General features: G+C 70.9%; 12 protein-coding genes. 8 read left to right on the plus strand and 4 right to left on the minus strand.

The window, feature by feature from the left end; all coding sequences use genetic code 11:
* Positions 1–20 precede the first annotated feature (20 nt).
* The 5 genes from HUA74_RS37395 (at position 21) to HUA74_RS37415 (ending at position 5,737) form a co-directional block, all read left to right on the plus strand.
* Positions 21–1,040: a hypothetical protein gene (locus HUA74_RS37395; RefSeq protein WP_174458414.1), complete on the plus strand. Its 1,020-nt coding sequence runs from the start codon at positions 21–23 to the stop codon at positions 1,038–1,040.
* Between the two features lie 102 nt (positions 1,041–1,142).
* Positions 1,143–2,066, plus strand: a complete 924-nt coding sequence (locus HUA74_RS46160; protein ID WP_246137306.1) for a VWA domain-containing protein — start codon at positions 1,143–1,145, stop codon at positions 2,064–2,066.
* Positions 2,063–3,442 carry an adenylosuccinate synthetase gene (locus tag HUA74_RS37405; RefSeq protein ID WP_174458415.1) on the plus strand — a complete coding sequence of 460 codons (1,380 nt, stop codon included), beginning with the start codon at positions 2,063–2,065 and terminating at the stop codon, positions 3,440–3,442. Before HUA74_RS46160 ends, HUA74_RS37405 begins: the two co-directional genes overlap by 4 nt.
* Before the next feature lie 81 nt (positions 3,443–3,523).
* Complete coding sequence (locus HUA74_RS37410) at positions 3,524–4,429, plus strand: VWA domain-containing protein (protein ID WP_174458416.1); 906 nt, start codon at positions 3,524–3,526, stop codon at positions 4,427–4,429.
* Positions 4,430–4,486: 57 nt separating this feature from the next.
* Complete coding sequence (locus HUA74_RS37415) at positions 4,487–5,737, plus strand: DEAD/DEAH box helicase (RefSeq protein ID WP_141644170.1); 1,251 nt, start codon at positions 4,487–4,489, stop codon at positions 5,735–5,737.
* Between the two features lie 49 nt (positions 5,738–5,786).
* Here HUA74_RS37415 and HUA74_RS37420 read toward each other — a convergent pair whose 3' ends face one another.
* Positions 5,787–6,665, minus strand: a complete 879-nt coding sequence (locus tag HUA74_RS37420; protein ID WP_174458417.1) for an alpha-ketoglutarate-dependent dioxygenase AlkB — start codon at positions 6,663–6,665, stop codon at positions 5,787–5,789.
* A gap of 98 nt (positions 6,666–6,763) precedes the next feature.
* Here HUA74_RS37420 and HUA74_RS37425 point away from each other — a divergent pair, with 98 nt between their 5' ends.
* From HUA74_RS37425 to HUA74_RS37435, 3 genes are read left to right on the plus strand one after another with little or no spacing between them, the layout of a single operon-like run.
* Positions 6,764–7,249, plus strand: coding sequence for an RNA polymerase sigma factor (locus tag HUA74_RS37425; RefSeq protein ID WP_141644168.1), 486 nt, complete (start codon positions 6,764–6,766; stop codon positions 7,247–7,249).
* Positions 7,246–8,001: a DUF4384 domain-containing protein gene (locus HUA74_RS37430; protein ID WP_141644167.1), complete on the plus strand. Its 756-nt coding sequence runs from the start codon at positions 7,246–7,248 to the stop codon at positions 7,999–8,001. Before HUA74_RS37425 ends, HUA74_RS37430 begins: the two co-directional genes overlap by 4 nt.
* Positions 8,001–9,830 carry a caspase family protein gene (locus tag HUA74_RS37435; RefSeq protein ID WP_254625441.1) on the plus strand — a complete coding sequence of 610 codons (1,830 nt, stop codon included), beginning with the start codon at positions 8,001–8,003 and terminating at the stop codon, positions 9,828–9,830. The genes HUA74_RS37430 and HUA74_RS37435 overlap by 1 nt, the downstream gene beginning before the upstream one ends.
* A 15-nt stretch (positions 9,831–9,845) precedes the next feature.
* Here the strand turns inward: HUA74_RS37435 and HUA74_RS37440 are convergent, their stop codons facing one another.
* The 3 genes from HUA74_RS37440 to HUA74_RS37450 form a co-directional block, all read right to left on the minus strand.
* Positions 9,846–11,579 carry a penicillin-insensitive murein endopeptidase gene (locus HUA74_RS37440; RefSeq protein ID WP_371817370.1) on the minus strand — a complete coding sequence of 578 codons (1,734 nt, stop codon included), beginning with the start codon at positions 11,577–11,579 and terminating at the stop codon, positions 9,846–9,848.
* Positions 11,580–11,795: 216 nt separating this feature from the next.
* Positions 11,796–12,521, minus strand: coding sequence for a purine-nucleoside phosphorylase (deoD, locus tag HUA74_RS37445; RefSeq protein WP_174458420.1), 726 nt, complete (start codon positions 12,519–12,521; stop codon positions 11,796–11,798).
* Between the two features lie 37 nt (positions 12,522–12,558).
* Entirely contained in the window at positions 12,559–16,482 is a 3,924-nt protein-coding gene (locus HUA74_RS37450; protein ID WP_174458421.1) for a hypothetical protein, read from the minus strand.
* Between the last annotated feature and the right edge of the window lie 23 nt (positions 16,483–16,505).

The following is a 16,505-nucleotide window of genomic DNA, read 5'->3' on the forward strand; positions in this document are numbered from 1 at the left end:
CGGCACTGTGTGAGGGGTGGATGGAACTACAGCTTTTGAAGTGTCCTGGCTGCGGCGCGAAGCTTCCACCCCCGTCCTCACCGAATGGCATCCTCACCTGCGACTACTGCGGTGCCATGGTGTCCGCGAAGGGCGCGGCTGTCTGGCCCAAGCCCGCTCGCCCCGCGGACGACCCTCCCTTCGCTCCGGACCGACCCCGCGTCACGGTGGCGAACACGCGCTACGTGCTGCTCGGGCGCCTGGGCCGAGGCGACGGCAGTGACGTGTTCCTCGCGCGCCGCGACTCCCGCATCACCGAACTGGTGGTGCTCAAGGTGGCCCGCGCGCTCGACGACAAGGACTTGCTCGCCCGCGAGTACGAGGTGCTGGAGGACCTGCAGCGCACCGACGCCCAGGGCGCCGAGTACTTCACCCGCCTGCTCCCCCAGCCCGTGGCGCGAGGCACCGCGAAGGACCCGGAGGGCATCGCTCGCGCGGCGCTGGTGTACCGGTGGACGAGTGGCTTCCAGCACACCTTCTCGGAGGCGCGTGAGGTGTACTCCGATGGCGTCGACCCACGCGCCGCGGTCTGGATGTGGAAGCGCGCGCTGGAGCTGCTGGGCTTCGTGCATCGCGCGGGCTACGTCCACGGCGCGGTGCTCCCGCCCCACCTGCTCCTCCACCCCAGGGACCACGGGCTGATGCTGGTTGGCTGGTCCAGCGCCGTGCGGCACCGCTCGTTCCAGTCCCTGCCCTCCACCAGCGCCTCGCACCGGGACTTCTATCCCGACGCGCTGTGGAATGGAGGCGTGCCCACTCCGGAGACGGACGTGGCGATGTGCGCGCGCTCCATCACCTGGGTCCTCGGTGGAGACCCGGCGACGGGCGCGGTGCCGTCCCGCGTGCCAGCGCCCCTGGCGGAGCTGCTGCGCGCGCAGCATTCGGGGCGGAGTGGCCTGGACGTCGATGCGTGGAGCGTGAAGGAGCAGGTCTCCGCCGCCGCGCAGGAGGCCTTCGGTCCGCCGAGTTACGTTCCCTTCACCCTGCCTGGGTGGCGTTGAGCGCGGCCTGGCCGTGCGAGGAAGGAGAGTCGAGCCATGGGTTACGGGAGCTACAGCCACGCGGCACATGCGGCATTCACACGGGCCCGTGAGGAGATACCCGTGCAGCGCGTCTTCCGACAGGAGCGCTGTCACCCGCTGATGGACCCGCACGGCGTGAAGTGGCGGGAGAGTCGCGACAGCGAGGCGCATTCCAAGTCCCTGGGCATCGTCTTCGCCCTCGACGTCACGGGCTCCATGGGCTCCATCCCGGAGCTGCTCGCCCGGCGCCGTCTGCCTGATTTCATGAAGTCCCTGATGGACGTGGGCATCCCGGACCCTCAGGTCCTCTTCATGGCGGTGGGCGACGCGAACAGCGACCACGCTCCGCTCCAGGTGGGCCAGTTCGAGTCCTCCGAGCGGCAGATGGACCAGTGGCTGACGTCCAGCTACCTGGAAGGCGGCGGCGGAACGCCCGGCACCGAGTCCTATGAGCTGGGCATGTACTTCGCCGCGCGCCACACGGACCTGGACTGCTGGCGCAAGCGCAAGCACCGGGGCTACTTCTTCATGACGGGCGACGAGCGTCCCTACGGGTACGTCTCTCGCAAGCAGGTGAGGTCCCTCATCGGCGACACACTCGACGAGGACCTGCCCGTGCGACAGGTGGTGGAGGAGCTCCAGGTCGGCTTCGAGCCGTTCTTCCTCATCCCGGACCTGGCCCGACGCCGCAACTGCGAGCGCGACTGGCGGGAGCTGCTCGGAGACCGCGTCATCTGCATGGAGGACCCCACCGACACCGTGGATGTGGCGGCCAGTCTCGTGGGCCTGTGCGAGGGCGCCATCCCAGACCTGGACGCGCTGGCCCGACATCTGGAGAAAGGCGGACTGGAGCGACCCCGACGCGGCGCCGTCATCCGCGCGCTCACGTCCTTCGCCGCGACGCTGGGGCGCGATGGCACGCCACAGCCTCGCCTGGAGGATGAGCCGCTGCCCACCAACGACGCCAACTCCGGCCACCGCCGCATCCCTCGCGACGAGCGATGAAGGCGCCCCGCGCGGCCCACGTCGTCGTCGACCTCGGCTTCGGCGACGCGGGCAAGGGCACGCTCACGGACTGGCTGGTGCGGCGCCACGGCGCCCAGCTCGTCGTGCGCTTCAACGGAGGCGCCCAGGCGGGCCACAACGTCGTCACCGATGACGGCCGGCACCACACCTTCTCCCAGCTCGGCGCGGGCACCTTCGTCCCTGGCGTGGCCACGCACCTGGCGCACTCCACCGTCTTCCATCCGCTGGCCCTCCACGTGGAAGCGCAGTACCTCGCGGAGCGCGGTGTCCCGGACGCCCTGTCGCGCGTGACGGTGAGCGAGCACGCCCGCGTCATCACCCCGTTCCATCAAGCGGCCGGACGGCTGCGCGAGCTGGGCCGGGGCGCGCGGCGGCATGGCACCTGCGGCGTGGGCGTGGGCGAGACGATGCGCGACGCGCTCTCGCATCCGGAGGCCACCGTCCTCGCGGCAGACTTGTGTCGACCCGACGTCCTCATCAGGAAGGCCCGCGCCGCGCAGGAGCGACTTCGCGCGGAGCTGGCCGAGGTGCGGCGCGCCGCCATGGGCCATCCCGACTCCGCGCCCGAGCTGGGACTGCTGGAGGACTCCGACATCCCCTCGCGCTGGGTGGAGGCCGTGCGCGTCATCCATCCCGAGCAGCGCGTGGTGGGCGATGGCTGGCTCGGCCCCCGGCTGCGCGAGGGCCACACCATCTTCGAGGGCGCGCAGGGCGTCCTGCTGGATGAGTGGCGCGGCTTCCATCCGCACACCACCTGGAGCACCTGCACCTTCGAGCCGGCCCTGGCCCTGCTGCGCGAGCAGGGCTTCAACGGGGACGTGCATCGACTCGGCGTGCTTCGCGCCTACGCCACACGCCACGGCGAGGGCCCCTTGCCCACCGAGGAAGCATCGCTCGCGGCCTTGGTGCCCGAGCCGCACAACACCGCCGACGGCTGGCAGGGCGGCTTCCGCGTGGGCGGGTTCGATGCGGTCCTCGGACGCTATGCGCTCCAGGTCTGCGGCGGTGTGGACTCGCTCGCCCTGACACATGTGGACAGGCTTGGCCCGCACTGGCCCGTGTGCTCCGCATACCACGCACCTTCCAGCACCGCGGAAGACGAGGCGCTCGTGGTGCGCGACGAGGCCGGGCGCGTCACGGCGCTGCGTCCCGGCGCGGCCCAGGACCTCGCATGGCAGGCGCGACTCACCGGGGCGCTCGCCCGCTGCACACCCGAGCGGACGACGCTTGCGCTGGGAGAGAGCGCCGACACCCGGACGCAGCGCTTCATCACCTGGGTGGAGGCGACCCTGGGCGTGCGCGTCTCCGTGACGTCACAGGGCCCCAGGGCCCGGGACAAGCGCTCCCGGGGCTGACGACGACAGGGCCTCCGGGCTAGCGTCCGGGCACATCGCGAGGTGCATTCGCGGTGTCTCCACCGAGGGGGTCTTTCAGTCATGGGTTACGGGAGTTACAGCCACAAGGCGCATGAGGCGATGACGAAGGCTCGCAGCGAGCTGCCGCCTCAGGAAGTGTTCAAGCAGCGCGCCTGCCATCCCCAGATGGACCCCTTGGGGGTGAAGTTCCGCGAGAGCCGCGACAGCGCGGCCCACCCGAACTCGCTCGCCGTCGTCATGGCGCTCGACGTGACGGGCTCCATGGGCAACATCCCCGAGAACCTCGCGCGCCAGACGTTCCCCTCGTTCATGAAGGACCTGATGGAGGCGGGCATCCCCGACCCGCAGGTGCTCTTCATGGCGGTGGGTGACGCGTTCTTCGACCGCGCCCCGCTCCAGGTCGGCCAGTTCGAGTCCTCCGAGAATCAGCTGGACCAGTGGCTCACCTGGATGTTCCTGGAGCGCGGCGGTGGCTCGAACCCCGGCGAGTCGTACGAGCTGGGCATGTACTTCGCCGCCGAGCACACCGCGATGGACTGCTTCGAGAAGCGCGGGAAGAAGGGCTACTTCTTCATGACGGGCGACGAGCCGGCCCTGGAGAACGTGTCCCTGACCCAGGTGAAGTCCCTCATCGGAGACACGCTCGACAAGGACATGCCCATCTATCAGGCCGTCGAGCGGCTGGAGCGGACGTTCCACCCGTTCTTCCTCATCCCGGACCAGCGGCGGAGGGGCTACTGCGAGGACTTCTGGCGCATCGTCATGGGCGACAGGGTCATCTGCATGGATGACGCGGTGGACACCTGCGACGTCGCCGCCGCGCTGGTGGCCCTCACCGAGCGCGCCGTCCCCCACCTCGACGCCATCGCCAAGCGCCTTCGGGACTCCGGCAAGCCCCCCGAGCGGGTGAAGGGCATCCTGCGGGCGCTGGAGCCCTGGGCCCAGAAGCTGCGAGCCACGACGTAGGACAGTGTCGGTCGAGGCTCTTTCCCACGGAGCCTCGCGCCGTGATACCCCGAAGCCGTGAGTGAATCCTTCGAACGGCTCGGACTGTCCAAGGCCACCCTCGGCGCCCTGCGCCGGGTGCGCTTCACGCAGCCCACCCCCATCCAATCCCAGGCGATTCCCCCTGCCCTCTCGGGCAAGGACATCATCGGCTGCGCGGCCACCGGCACGGGCAAGACGGCCGCCTATGTGCTGCCCCTCGTGGAGCGCTTCCACAGCAAGTCGGGCACGCTCGGACTGGTGCTCGCGCCCACCCGCGAGCTCATCCAGCAGATCGCCGAGCCCGTGCAGGTCTTCGCCGAGGCCCGCGGCCTGACGCACGCCGTGGTCATCGGCGGCGAGGACATGGGCGCCCAGGTGGAGGCCCTCAAGGCCCAGCCCACCTTCGTGCTCGCCACGCCTGGCCGCCTGGTGGACCTGCTGGAGAACGGCATGGTGGACTTCAGCAAGCTGGAGGCCCTGGTCCTCGACGAGGCGGACCGGATGCTCGACATGGGCTTCTTCCCTCAACTCGAGCGCATCTTCGAGGCCCTGCCCCGCCGGCGGCAGACGCTGCTGTTCTCCGCGACGCTGGGGCCGGACGTCACCGAGTTCGCCCGCGAGCGGCTGTACCGTCCCGTGCGCGTGGAGGTGACTCGCAGCGGCACTCCCGCCGAGCGGGCCGAGCAGCGGCTCTACATCGTCAAGGCCGAGGAGAAGTCCTCGCTGCTGCTCACGCTGCTGGCGGAGGACTCGACGACGGCGCTCGTCTTCACGAAGACGAAGGAGCGCGCGGACAAGGTGATGCGCATCCTCCAGCGCGCGGGCCACAAGAGCGCGGTGCTGCACGCGGACCGGACGCAGAACCAGCGTCGCCAGGCGATGGAGGGCTTCCGCAAGGGGACGTACCGGTGCCTCGTCGCCACGGACATCGCCGCGCGCGGCCTGGATGTGGAGGACGTGGGACAGGTCATCAACTACGACCTGCCCCATTCACCCGAGGACTACGTGCACCGCATCGGTCGCACGGCGCGCGCGCAGGCCAGCGGCGTGGCCTCCACGTTCGCCATCCCCAAGGACAAGGAAGTCGTCGCGCAGATTGAGCGCGTCATGCGCGGACAGATTCCCCGAGTGCCGGTGCCTCGCGAGGACCCCGTGTTCCAGGAGGCGTGGGCCCAGTTCCTCGCCTCACAGAAGAACCCGGGCCCGGCGCAGCAGGAATCGGAGGCGCCCAAGCGCGAGCAGCGGCGGCCCGAAGGCCGACACGCCCGCACGCATCGCAAGCGCTGACCAGGCCGAGGGCTCCAGGGCCACCCACCCCCGGCGACGGGGGTTCGCGTCAGAGGGAAGCGGGGCGCTCGCGCTCCAGCTCCGCGCGGAAGAAGGCGCTGCCTTTGGCGAGCTGCGCCATGTAGCCGCGCACGTCCTCGCGCGCCTCGTCGGACAGCTTCGCGAAGGGCATCACGTGCGCATCCGGCACGTAGCGGAACGTCAGGTTGATGCGCCGCGTGCGGAAGTCCGGCAGCTTCGGCGCCAGGTCATGCCCCTCGCGCGTGTCCACCCGCTGCACCCGGTGGAACGTCTCTTCCTTCCACCGCGTCCCGCCGAACAGCTCCAGCGAGCCGTCATCCAGCCACTGCTCCAGCACCACCGCGTCCCGCTCACCGGGCCGTGAGGACGTGACGAACTGGATGAGCGCCCGCTCTCCGAAGGACAGCGAGGCCACCGGCCCCGGCTCGAAGTCCTTGTGTTCACCCACCCGCGCCGTGTCCACCCAGCGGTCATCCTCCAGGCGACTGCCGTAGAAGTTCACCAGACAGGTGTTGAGGTGCCAGCCCTTGGGCATGTCCGGCCCCCGGAACATGCGCCGCGCCAGCGCCTCCACCTTGTCCACCTGCCGCTGGAGCACCGCCGGAAAGGGCTCCGCCTTGACGCACCGGTTCAAGAGGCCCTTGGGGGGGCGATAGTAGTCCAGGCACGCGAACTGCCAGTTTCCCAGCCAGTACACCGGCCGCAGCAGGCGCCGCTGCTGCTGCCCAGGCGGGGGCGGGAAGTGCTTGGAGTAACGCTCCTCCCAGAGCGGGTGGAGCCCACCGAGCCAGTTGAGGATGTCCATCCGGTCCGCGTCGGACAGGAAGCTCGCGTTGTAGTGGTGACCCGGAGTGCGCTGGCGGGCCTTCTGGGCCAGCGAGGGGCCACGGCGGGGGGGAAGGGCCATGGGCGGCCCCGTGCTACCACACCCGCTCTGTCCGGAGCGCCTGTTGCGCAATCCGGACACCCCGGGTGTTGGTAGGGAGGCCGGAACGCGAAACCACCATGTCCGAAGACCGCCTCCATGCGCTTTACCGCACCTACGGGCCCGCCCTGTATGCCCGCTGCCGCCAGATTCTGGGCGACGACGCCGCGGCCGCCGACGCGGCCCAGGAGACCTTCCTTCGCCTGCACCGGCAGTTGGCCCGCGCCCCGGATGCCCACCACGCCCTCGCGTGGATCTACCGCGTGGCCACCAACTACTGCCTCAACCAGGCCCGGGACCGCCGCCGCCGCGCCGTGCCCGTCGGAGAGCTTCCCGAGGCACCCGGCGTCGACGCCGAGCGACTCCTGGAGGACCGGGACCTCGCTCGCCGCCTCATCACCACCGCGCCCCCCAAGGCGGCCGAGGTCGCCTGGCTGCACCTCGCCGATGGGATGACCCAGGACGAGGTCGCCCAGGTGCTCGGCATCTCCCGTCGCACCGTCGTCAACCGGCTCGCAGACTTCCACCGGCACGCACACACGCTCGCCGGGAGGCCCCCCTCATGAACACCGCCCCCTCCCACGTCTCCAGCCTCAAGCTGGATGCCCTCGCGATGGATGCGCTCTCCCCCCAGGAGCGCAGTGCCACCCAGGCCCACCTGGACACCTGCCTCACGTGTCGCACCCGCGCGGACGAGCTGGCGTCGCTGCGCCGCCACTTCACCGCCTATGTGCTGCCCCGCGCCGACCGGCTCCCCACCCGCGTGTCGCCGTGGGGACACCGCTGGCGATGGTGGGCCCCCGCCCTGGCCCTCTCGTCGGCGGTGCTGCTCCTGCTCGCGCTCGTCGCCATCCCCTCTGCCGAGGAGCCCGAGCTCGCCCTCAAGGGAGGCGCGGTGCTCCAGCTCTTCGCGCACCGCGGCGAGCGCACGTGGAAGGTGGAGGAAGGCGAGGCGCTGGCCGCGGGCGACCAGGTGCGCTTCGTCGTCGAGGGACTGGGGCTGCCCTACGTCCTCGTCGTCTCCGTGGATGGCGCGGGACAGGTGAGCACCTACTTCCCGTTCGGGGGAACCGAGAGCGGCCTGTTGCCCTCGAGGGGGCTGCCGCTGGAGATTCCGGGGAGCGTGGTGCTCGACAGCGCCCCGGGCCCCGAGCGACTGTTCGCCCTGTTCTCTCGCAAGCCGCTGTCCATCGAGTCCGTGGCTCCCGCACTGCGTGAAATCTCGGCCGGGGGGGCTGACGTCATCCGAGACCGCACGAGGTTGCCGGTTCCCGCCGGAGCACAGGCCTCCTTCCTCTTCGAGAAGACCCAGCCGTGATGACCTTCATCCGCTGCCTCGTCCTCGCCTTCGTGTGTTGCGCCGCCCTGCCCGCCCAGGCGGGGACCCGGCGCATCGCGGTGCTGGTCGGCCACAACGTCGGCAGTGGCGAGCGGCCTCCGCTGCGCTACGCCGAGGCCGACGCGGTCAAGCTCGCCGGAGTCCTCTCCGAGCTGGGAGACGTGCCACCCTCGGACCTCATCGTCCTGCAGGGCGAGAACCTGGCCACGGTGCGCGCCGCGTTGGACGCCGCCGCGCGGAAGGTCGACTCGCTGCGCGTCACGCCGGACACGCGGGTGGTGCTGCTCTTCTATTTCTCCGGGCACTCGGATGGCGTGGCCCTGGAGCTGGGCACGGAGCGACTGCTGTATGCGGAGCTGCGCCGGTGGCTGGACGCGACGCGCGCGGATGTGCGGCTGGCCATCGTCGACAGTTGCCGCAGCGGCGCGCTGCTGCGCTTCAAGGGCGGACGACCCGGTCCCTCCTTCGAGCTGCGCTTGACGGACGAGGTGCACAGCACGGGGCATGCGCTGCTCACCTCCAGCGCGGAGGACGAGCTGGCGCTGGAGTCTCGCGAGGTCGGCGGTTCGCTCTTCACGCACCACCTGGTGTCTGGGCTGCGCGGGGCGGCGGATGCCTCCGGCGATGGGCTGGTGACGCTGGCGGAGGCGTATCAGTACGCCTATGCGCATACGGTCTCCGCCACCGCGGACGTGCTGACGGGCGCGCAGCATCCCGCCTATGACTACCGGCTGACGGGCAAGGGCGAGCTGATCCTCACCCAGCTCCCCAGCCCGGGCACGGCCCTGGAGCTGCCCTCCGACTTCGAGCGCGCGTTGTTGCTGCGTCCCGGGCGGGGACAGGTGCTCGCGGAGCTGGGGCCGGGCGCGGTGCCCCGGCTCGCGGTGCCTCCCGGGGAGTACGAGCTGCGGGCATGGCGCGCGGGCAAGCAGCACCAGGGCACGGTGCGCGCGCCGTCGGGACAGGTTCAGAAGGTGCGGTGGGAAGACCTTCAGCTCGTGGCCCCCGCGCCTCTCGTCGGTGGAAGGAAGGGGGGCTCGGAGCCGGTGGCGCGGACGGCCGTCTCCTCCTCGTCACCCGAGGAGTGGAACTGGCCGGCGTCGGCGGCTCAGGTGCAGCCTGGGCAGGCGCCCGGTGCGAAGACCTCCAGGACGGCGCCGGAGGAACCTCGTCCCTGGGAGGAGGCCGCCACGCGCCGGGCCGCGGCCGAGGCCAGCACGGTCTCGGTGGAGTCCCTGGAGCCTCCGACTTCGGAGCCCCTGGCGGTCGGCGCGCTGGAGCCCGCGGCCGAGAAGCCGGTGTTCGAACAGGCACTGCCGCCACCGCCCCTGCCCATGTCTCGATTCCAGAATCCTCCTGGGAGCCGTGCGCTCAGCCTGACGGTGGGAGCGCGCCAGACGGTGATCGATCCGGACGGGGCCTTGGTGTCGTTCCGACTGGAACTGTCCCGGACGGAGTCGAGCGGAATGACCTTCTCGCTGGAGCTGGGCCAGGGGCCGCACCAGGAGGACCGGGAGTTCATCACGGGGCTGGGCGTGGGCTATGCGTGGAAGAAGCAGGCCCGCATCGTGGAGTTCACCGGCGGCGTCGAGGCCAGCATGCAGCTTGTCGTGCAGAGCCGGTCGGGCGAGACGCTGTGGACCGTTGGACCCGCTGTCGCTCCCGTGGGGTCCATCGCGGTCTTCGTCATGCCCCAGCTCGCGCTGCTCATCGGAGGACGACTGCCCGTGGCCGTCCTCCGGATGGACGACTTCACCGAGGTGAAGTTCCTGCCCGCACTGGACCTGGGGGTGAGGACGCGCTTCTAGCGAAGCGCTCGACGTTCAGCGTCCGTGGGAGATACCGGCGGACGAGCCCTCCGAGGCACCGTGCACGGAGGCCGGCGACGCGGGCACGGCCGTAGCCGAAGCGGACGGCACCGACCCGGCGACTGGCAATGAGGCCGACTGCGCCGACGCAGCGACCGGGATGGTGGTCTGCACCGCTCCGGCAACAGGCGTGGCGGCGGGCTTCACCGTCTCGGCAACGGGCGCAGCGGGCTTCACTACCTCGACGACAGGTGCGGCAACCGGCTTCACCGTCTCGGCGACAGGCATGGCAGCGGGCTTGACCACCTCGGCAACGGGCGCGGCGGCCGGCTTCACCGCCTCGGCAACAGGCGCGGCGGCCGGCTTCACCGTCTCGGCGACAGGCATGGCAACGGGCTTCCCCGCCTCGGCAACGGGCGCGGCGGCCGGCTTCACCGTCTCGGCAACAGGCGCGGCGGCCGGCTTCACCGTCTCGGCAACAGGCGCGGCGGCCGGCTTCACCGCCTCGGCAACGGGCGCGGCGGCCGGCTTCACCGCCTCGGCAACGGGCGTGGGCTTCGCGCAGTTCGTCGCGAGCGCTGCATCCATGGCGGGCGCGGCACTCGTGGCGACGGCCACCGCGGGAGCCTTCGGTTCGGGCGGCAGTTGCCGGGGCGGCAGCACGAAGGGCGGCGGCACGGGGCAGTTCGTGCACGGTCCCCGCAGCGGCACCGACAACCGCTGGCCAGCACGCAGGAAGTTGTTCCGCATGCGGTTCGCCTTGCGAATCATCGACACCGTCGACGCGTACTTCAGCGCGATGCCGCCCAGCGTGTCACCGGAGCGCACGCGGTGCACCGTCACGTTGTGCTCGGGCTGCAACGACAGGAGCGGCTGCACCCTGCGCCCCAGCTCCTGCGCCCTCGGGTTGTGGAAGCGCAGATGGAAGTGGTCCCGATGCCGACGCGCGTGCCGGATGATGCCCACCGGGCTGAACAGCGAGTCCAACCACGCCTTGTCCTCGCCCACCGCGAGCGCATGGTCATACAGGACCTTCTGCACGCGCTTGTCCACGAGGATGAGCTGGATGTCCGTCTTGGTGACGACCGCGCGGATGAACGCCCAGTTGAGCGGCACGTTGATGTACTTCTCGCGCTCGCGCTCACGGATGGGGTCCACCGTCGGGTAATAGAAGCCGACGTCCACGTCCCGGCCATTCTGGTGGCTCTTGTGAGGACGCTTGTAGCCGCCCTCCTTGTTGCTGATGCCGTTGACGCGGATGGGCGGCGCTTCCGGGTACTTCGAGCGCACCTCACGAATGGCCGACACCAGGTAGTCGATGCTCTCCTGCGTGCCCCACGCAATCTCCGGCGACACGACAATCCAGTCGTCGCCCCGGGGGAACTGCACGGAGTTCACCAGCCGGCCGCTGTGCGCGAAACCCACCGCCATCGAGCCGAGCGACGCGATGTCTTCCTTCCAGCGCCGCGTCAGGTCCTCATCGGACACCTCCGCCGAGTACAACGGCCCCGTCGGCACCTCGCCGCCCACCACCGGCGTCTCTCCCTCGCCGTCGTCGCCTTCACCCTCGCCGGCCTCCGCCGCCTCGTCCTCCAGGTCCTCCGCCGACAGCGCGCAGCTCTCGTCGGAAGCCTGGGCCACGACAGCGGCGGCCCCGGAAGTCGCCCCCTCCGCCGAGACAATCGGCACGGCTTCAACCGGTGCCGGAGGCACCTGCTCTCGCGCGGGCGTCAGTCCTTCCGAACGCACGGACGCAAGGGCAGCCTCGCCGCCAGAGGGGGGAGCCACGCGCGCGGCACAGCCGGCGCAAACCAATAGGAGCCAGAGGGGGTAACGCACCGGGCCGGAGGATGGCCCGAGAATCGTTCGAGCACAAAGCCCCGCCCTGATTTTTTGGCGCCCCCCTGCCCCGGGGGGCGCTCTCTGCGTGGCCAGGGCCACACTTCCCGCGCGAGAATGTCCGCGTCAGGGCGCCGGCGCCGGCACCTTGAGTGCGACGTCGAGCGCCAGCTCAATCATCTCGTCGAACGAGGTCTGCCGGTCTTGCGGGGAGAGGGCCTCACCCGTCTGGAGGTGGTCCGACACGGTGAGCAGGGCAAGGGCGCGCGCACCGAACTCGGCTGCTACGCCGTACAAGCCAGCAACCTCCATCTCGATGGCCAGCACGCCCATCCGCACCAGCGTGGCGGTGAGCGGCTCTTGCGGGTGGTAGAACAGGTCGGACGTGAAGACGGTGCCCGCGCGCACGGCCTTGCTCCGTCGCTCCGCCGCCTCCATCGCCCACCGGGCGAGCTGGAAGTCCGGCACGGCCGCGAAGTCGTGGTCCAGCAGCCGCATCCGGTTCACCTTCGAGTCCGTGCCGGCCCCGGTGGCGACGATGACGTCCCGCAGCTTCACGTCCGGGCGGAGCGCGCCGCAGCTCCCCACGCGGATGAGGACGCGGGCGCCATATTCCTTGATGAGCTCGGTGGCGTAGATGGAGATGGACGGCACGCCCATGCCGTGTCCCATCACCGAAATCCTGCGGCCCTGATAGGTGCCGGTGAAGCCGAACATGTTGCGCACGGAGGTGACGCCCCGGGCGTCCTCCAGGAAGCGCTCGGAGATATAGCGGGCCCGGAGGGGGTCGCCGGGCATCAGCACCACGTCGGCGAAGTCGCCGGGTGCGGCGGAGATATGAGGGGTTGCCATGGGGGCGCACCATAACGCTCCGTGCGCCTGCCCGCGATTACCAACTCGAACTGCCGAACCCCGAGCCGCTCCCAGAAGAACCGCTGCTGTAGGAAGAACTGGAGAAGCCCGAGTCGCTGCTCGAAGAGGACGAGCTGGACGAGAACGAGCTGGACGAGGACGCCTCGCGAGCCCGCGCCTGCTCACGGGCCTCCTCGCGGCGCCGCTCCTCCTCGCGCTCGGCCTCCTCGATGGCGTCACGAGCCTCGCGCGTCGCCGAGTCCGCCGACCGCAGGGCCTCCGGATAGAGCCCCTTGTCGAGCGCGCGCCGCGCCGAGTCGAGCTGGGAGCCTCCCGCCCTGCCCCGCCAGGTCGCGGCGCTCTGCACGAGGCTGGCGGCGGACCGGATGGCGTCGGAGGCCTCCTCGGCGGCGCGCAGCTCTCCGCGCAGGTCCGCCGACTTGCGCGCGGCCTCGGAGGCGATGCGGTCCGCCACCCTGTCGAAGGCCACCCAGTCTCCATGGGGCTTCGCGAAGTCCTTCATCGTCGTGTCGAGCTCGCGACGCAGCGTCACCAGGGCGTTGATGGCGACCGTCGTCGCGCGGCTGTCGGTGATGCCGTCGTTGGCGGCCTGACGAATCCACTGGTCCGCGAAGGACAGGGCGCGGTCCGCCGAGGCCAGGCTCTCCTCGGCCTGGGCGTGGTGGGCCCGGTCCGAGGCGGCGGTCTGCCGCACCTGCTCCAGTGACAGGCAGGCGGAGGCGAGCCGCTCGGCGGCGTCGAAGGGGTCCGCGGGGCGCGTCTCCGCCGCGGTCACCGCCGCCAGGAGGAGCTGCCGGGCTGCATCGCGGGCCGTGCGCGTGGGCTGCATCGTGCGGGCATCGGAGGCATCAGTGTCACAGGCCGTGATGAGGCCCTGGGCCACGAGCAGCGTGTGGGCATTGCCCTCCTCGGTGGACTGGAGTCTCCGCGACTTCTCCTCGACTTCATCGAGCCGGGCGTGGACCCGGGCATGGCGCGCCTCCACCTCCGTCAGCAACGCGGCGGTGGCCAGCAATCGGGCCTCCGCATACGCCAGCTCCGACTCCGCCAGGCGCTTCGCCGCCTCACCTCGATGAAGGGCCACCTCGGCGAGGTTGTCCTGCACCGTGCCGTTGGCCTCCGGATGCACCGGGTCCTCCGGCCGCAGCCGCAACGCGGAGGGGCGATAGCCACGTGTCAGCGCCTCGAGCAGCACGGTGCCATCCGCCACGCGCACCTCGAGACGCCGGGCCTCCGCACGGCACGCATCCCGCCGGGCCGCGAAGTTCTTCCGGGCCTCGTGGCTGCCGGCGATGAGCGCCTCCACTTCGCCCACGCGCGTCAGGGTGGCCGTGAGCGCCGTGAGCGCCGCATCCAGCTGTCCCTCACCGAGGGCCGCTCGCGCCTCCGTCAAGGAGTGGGCACCAGAGGCATGCCGGTCGGTCGGGTCCGCGTCCTTCTCGCGAAGCATCGCCGAGGCGGGCTTGTCCATCGACTGCCCCAGCTCCGCGCGGGCCTTCGCCGTTTCCTTCTCCACGCGCGCCAGGGAATCTCGCGCCCGGGCCGAGAGCGCCACCAACTCGTCCGCTTCCGTCGCTCGCGTGGCCAGCGCCGAGAAGGACTGCCCCAGCACCTCGACGGACTCCTTCACCGGCTGGTCCACCAGCGCCTTCGCGGTCTCCTCCGCCGTATGTCCCAGGGCCGCGAGCGCGTCATCCAACCACCGGCGCGAAAGGCCCGCGCCCCCCAGCGCCTTTCCCGCCTGCGTCACCACCGGGAGCACCTCGCGCGCGGCCACGTCCAACACGGTGACGAGCGCCAGTGCATCATCCATCCGTCGCGCGCCCTGCGCGAGCGGCCCCTCCAGCGCGGCGAGCGGGTCCATGCCCAACAGGGACCTCGCTTGCTTCGCGAGTGCGTCCAGGCACGGCGTGACGTGACCGATGACGTCCTTCACGCGAAGCACCGCGTCCCCGGAGGCGGTCGTCTTCAGCTCGGCCGAGAAGGACTCCAGCACCTTCACCGAGTCCACCGAAGTCGTCGGAGCCTTCTCCAGCGAGTCCACCAGCACAAGGGCCCGCTCGGCATGGGTGTTGAACGCCTCCAGCAAGGCCTCGAAGGAGAGCGAGAAGGGCTGATAGCTCTTCAGGTCGCCGATGAGCCGCTGCGCCTCCGTGCGCGGTCCGCGCAGCACGTCCTCCACGCCTTCGTCGGGGTGGAAGACGATGGGCTCGTCGCGCAGCAAGCGGGTGACCTGCTCGTAGCGGGCCGTCCCCAGGTGCGCTCCCAGGGCCTTCGTCATACCCGCGCCCTCGAGCAGTTCCTCGGCCCGATGCAGCACGCGCGCGGCGGCGGTGGCGAGCAGGAAGAGTTCGTCCACATCGGAGGCGAGCTGCTGCCCGCGCTCCCGGGTGACTCCCGCGAAGCGCTTTTCGATGTCCTCTCGGGACTTGCCGGCGCACAGGTGCGTGCGCTCCAGGAGGCCGAAGAGCGCGTGGGTCTTCTCGTCGATGGCCGTGCGCCAGCGGGCATGCAGCTCGGTGGCCTTGCTCCGACTCGCGTTGCGGCGACGACGCGCCCAGACACCCGCGAGGAGCAGGCCCGCGCCACCCGCCGCCCCGCCCTGGTTGCGCGTCCTCCGGGCCTGCTCCGCCTCGTCCGCCGACGCGACTGCCGTGCGGTAGGAGTCCTCAGTCGCTCGCAGCAGCTCGCCGTACGTGGAGGCTCTCGCATCATACGCCTCGCGAGCCTGCCCCAGCGCCAGCCGGGCCGCCGCGAGCGGCTCCTGAAAGTCCTCGACCTCCGGCCTCGTCGCGAGGCGCTCCAGCAACCCCGCCAGCTCCGTGAGCCGCTGCCCATCCCGCCCCGCTGCATCCAGCGTCTCGGAGACCTTCGCGCGTGCCGCCTCGGCCGACGTGAGCGCGCCGCCATGAGCGAGCGTCATGTCGCGCACCGCGCCGCGCGCCTTCTCCGTCTCCGTGCGCAGCAGCGTGAGCCGCTCGGACGCGAACGCGGCCAACGGATGCGCGGACAGCGTCACCTGCGCGGACTCCAGCGATTTGAGTCGCTCGGACGCGGCACGGTGCGTCTCCATCGCCACGTTCAGCCCGTCCAGGCGCGTCCGCAGTCCGTCATGAACCGCCGTCGCCTTCGCGAGGTCGGCCTTCTCCAGAGGTGTCAGCAGCGCGAGGGCCTGGAGGACCTGCTGCTCCGCGCCAGGAAGGTCCACGGCGGCCGCGGTCAGCCCCGAGGGAAGCGCCGTCCCGAAGGCCGCGAGCCGCTGCGCGGAGAGGCGCGGCACCTCCTCCTGCATCGCCAGGAGCCGGCCCCGCAGGGACTCGATGAGCCGGTTGCGCTCGGCCACCTCCTGGTCGATGGCGGAGGCCACCCGCGAGTCGACGAGCGTCACGGTGTTCTTCGCCGCGTCGATGATGCGACCACCGTTGCGCATGGCCTCGATGGCCGGAGCATCCAGGTCGCCCTTCCACTGGGCCTCGCCCGCCTTGCGCCGGTCCTGCGCCTCCGAGCCGAAATACGACAGGTTCCGCTCCGCCAGGGACAGCACGAACACGGCGCCGTCCGGCTCCTGCGTCTTCGGATGCTTCAGCGCGCCGAAGCGGGTGCGATTGGACAACCCCTTGCCCAGGGCATGCAACGCGGCGTCGATACCCGTGAAGGTCGTGCCCTCGGCGTCGACGAAGCGCTCCCCCGCCGCGCTCCAGAGGAACACCACCGTCCAGTGGGGCGCGTTCGTCGCGAGCCAGGCCTCCAGTTCCTCGAGCTGTTCCTCGGAGACGCCGACGTCTCCCTTCACATAGACGTGCTGGGACTCGGACCAGATTTTCTCGACGCTCGTCGCGCTCTGGATGCTTCGAGGCTTGCGCGCGGCCTCGACGGGCGACGCGGCCAGGGCGAGCGCGAGGAGGAGCAGGGGCGCGAACGACAGGGACGAGCGTTTCATCGGTGGCACCGAGACGAACGAGC

This window comes from Myxococcus sp. CA051A (assembly GCF_013336705.1).
Classification (GTDB): domain Bacteria; phylum Myxococcota; class Myxococcia; order Myxococcales; family Myxococcaceae; genus Myxococcus; species Myxococcus llanfairpwllgwyngyllgogerychwyrndrobwllllantysiliogogogochensis.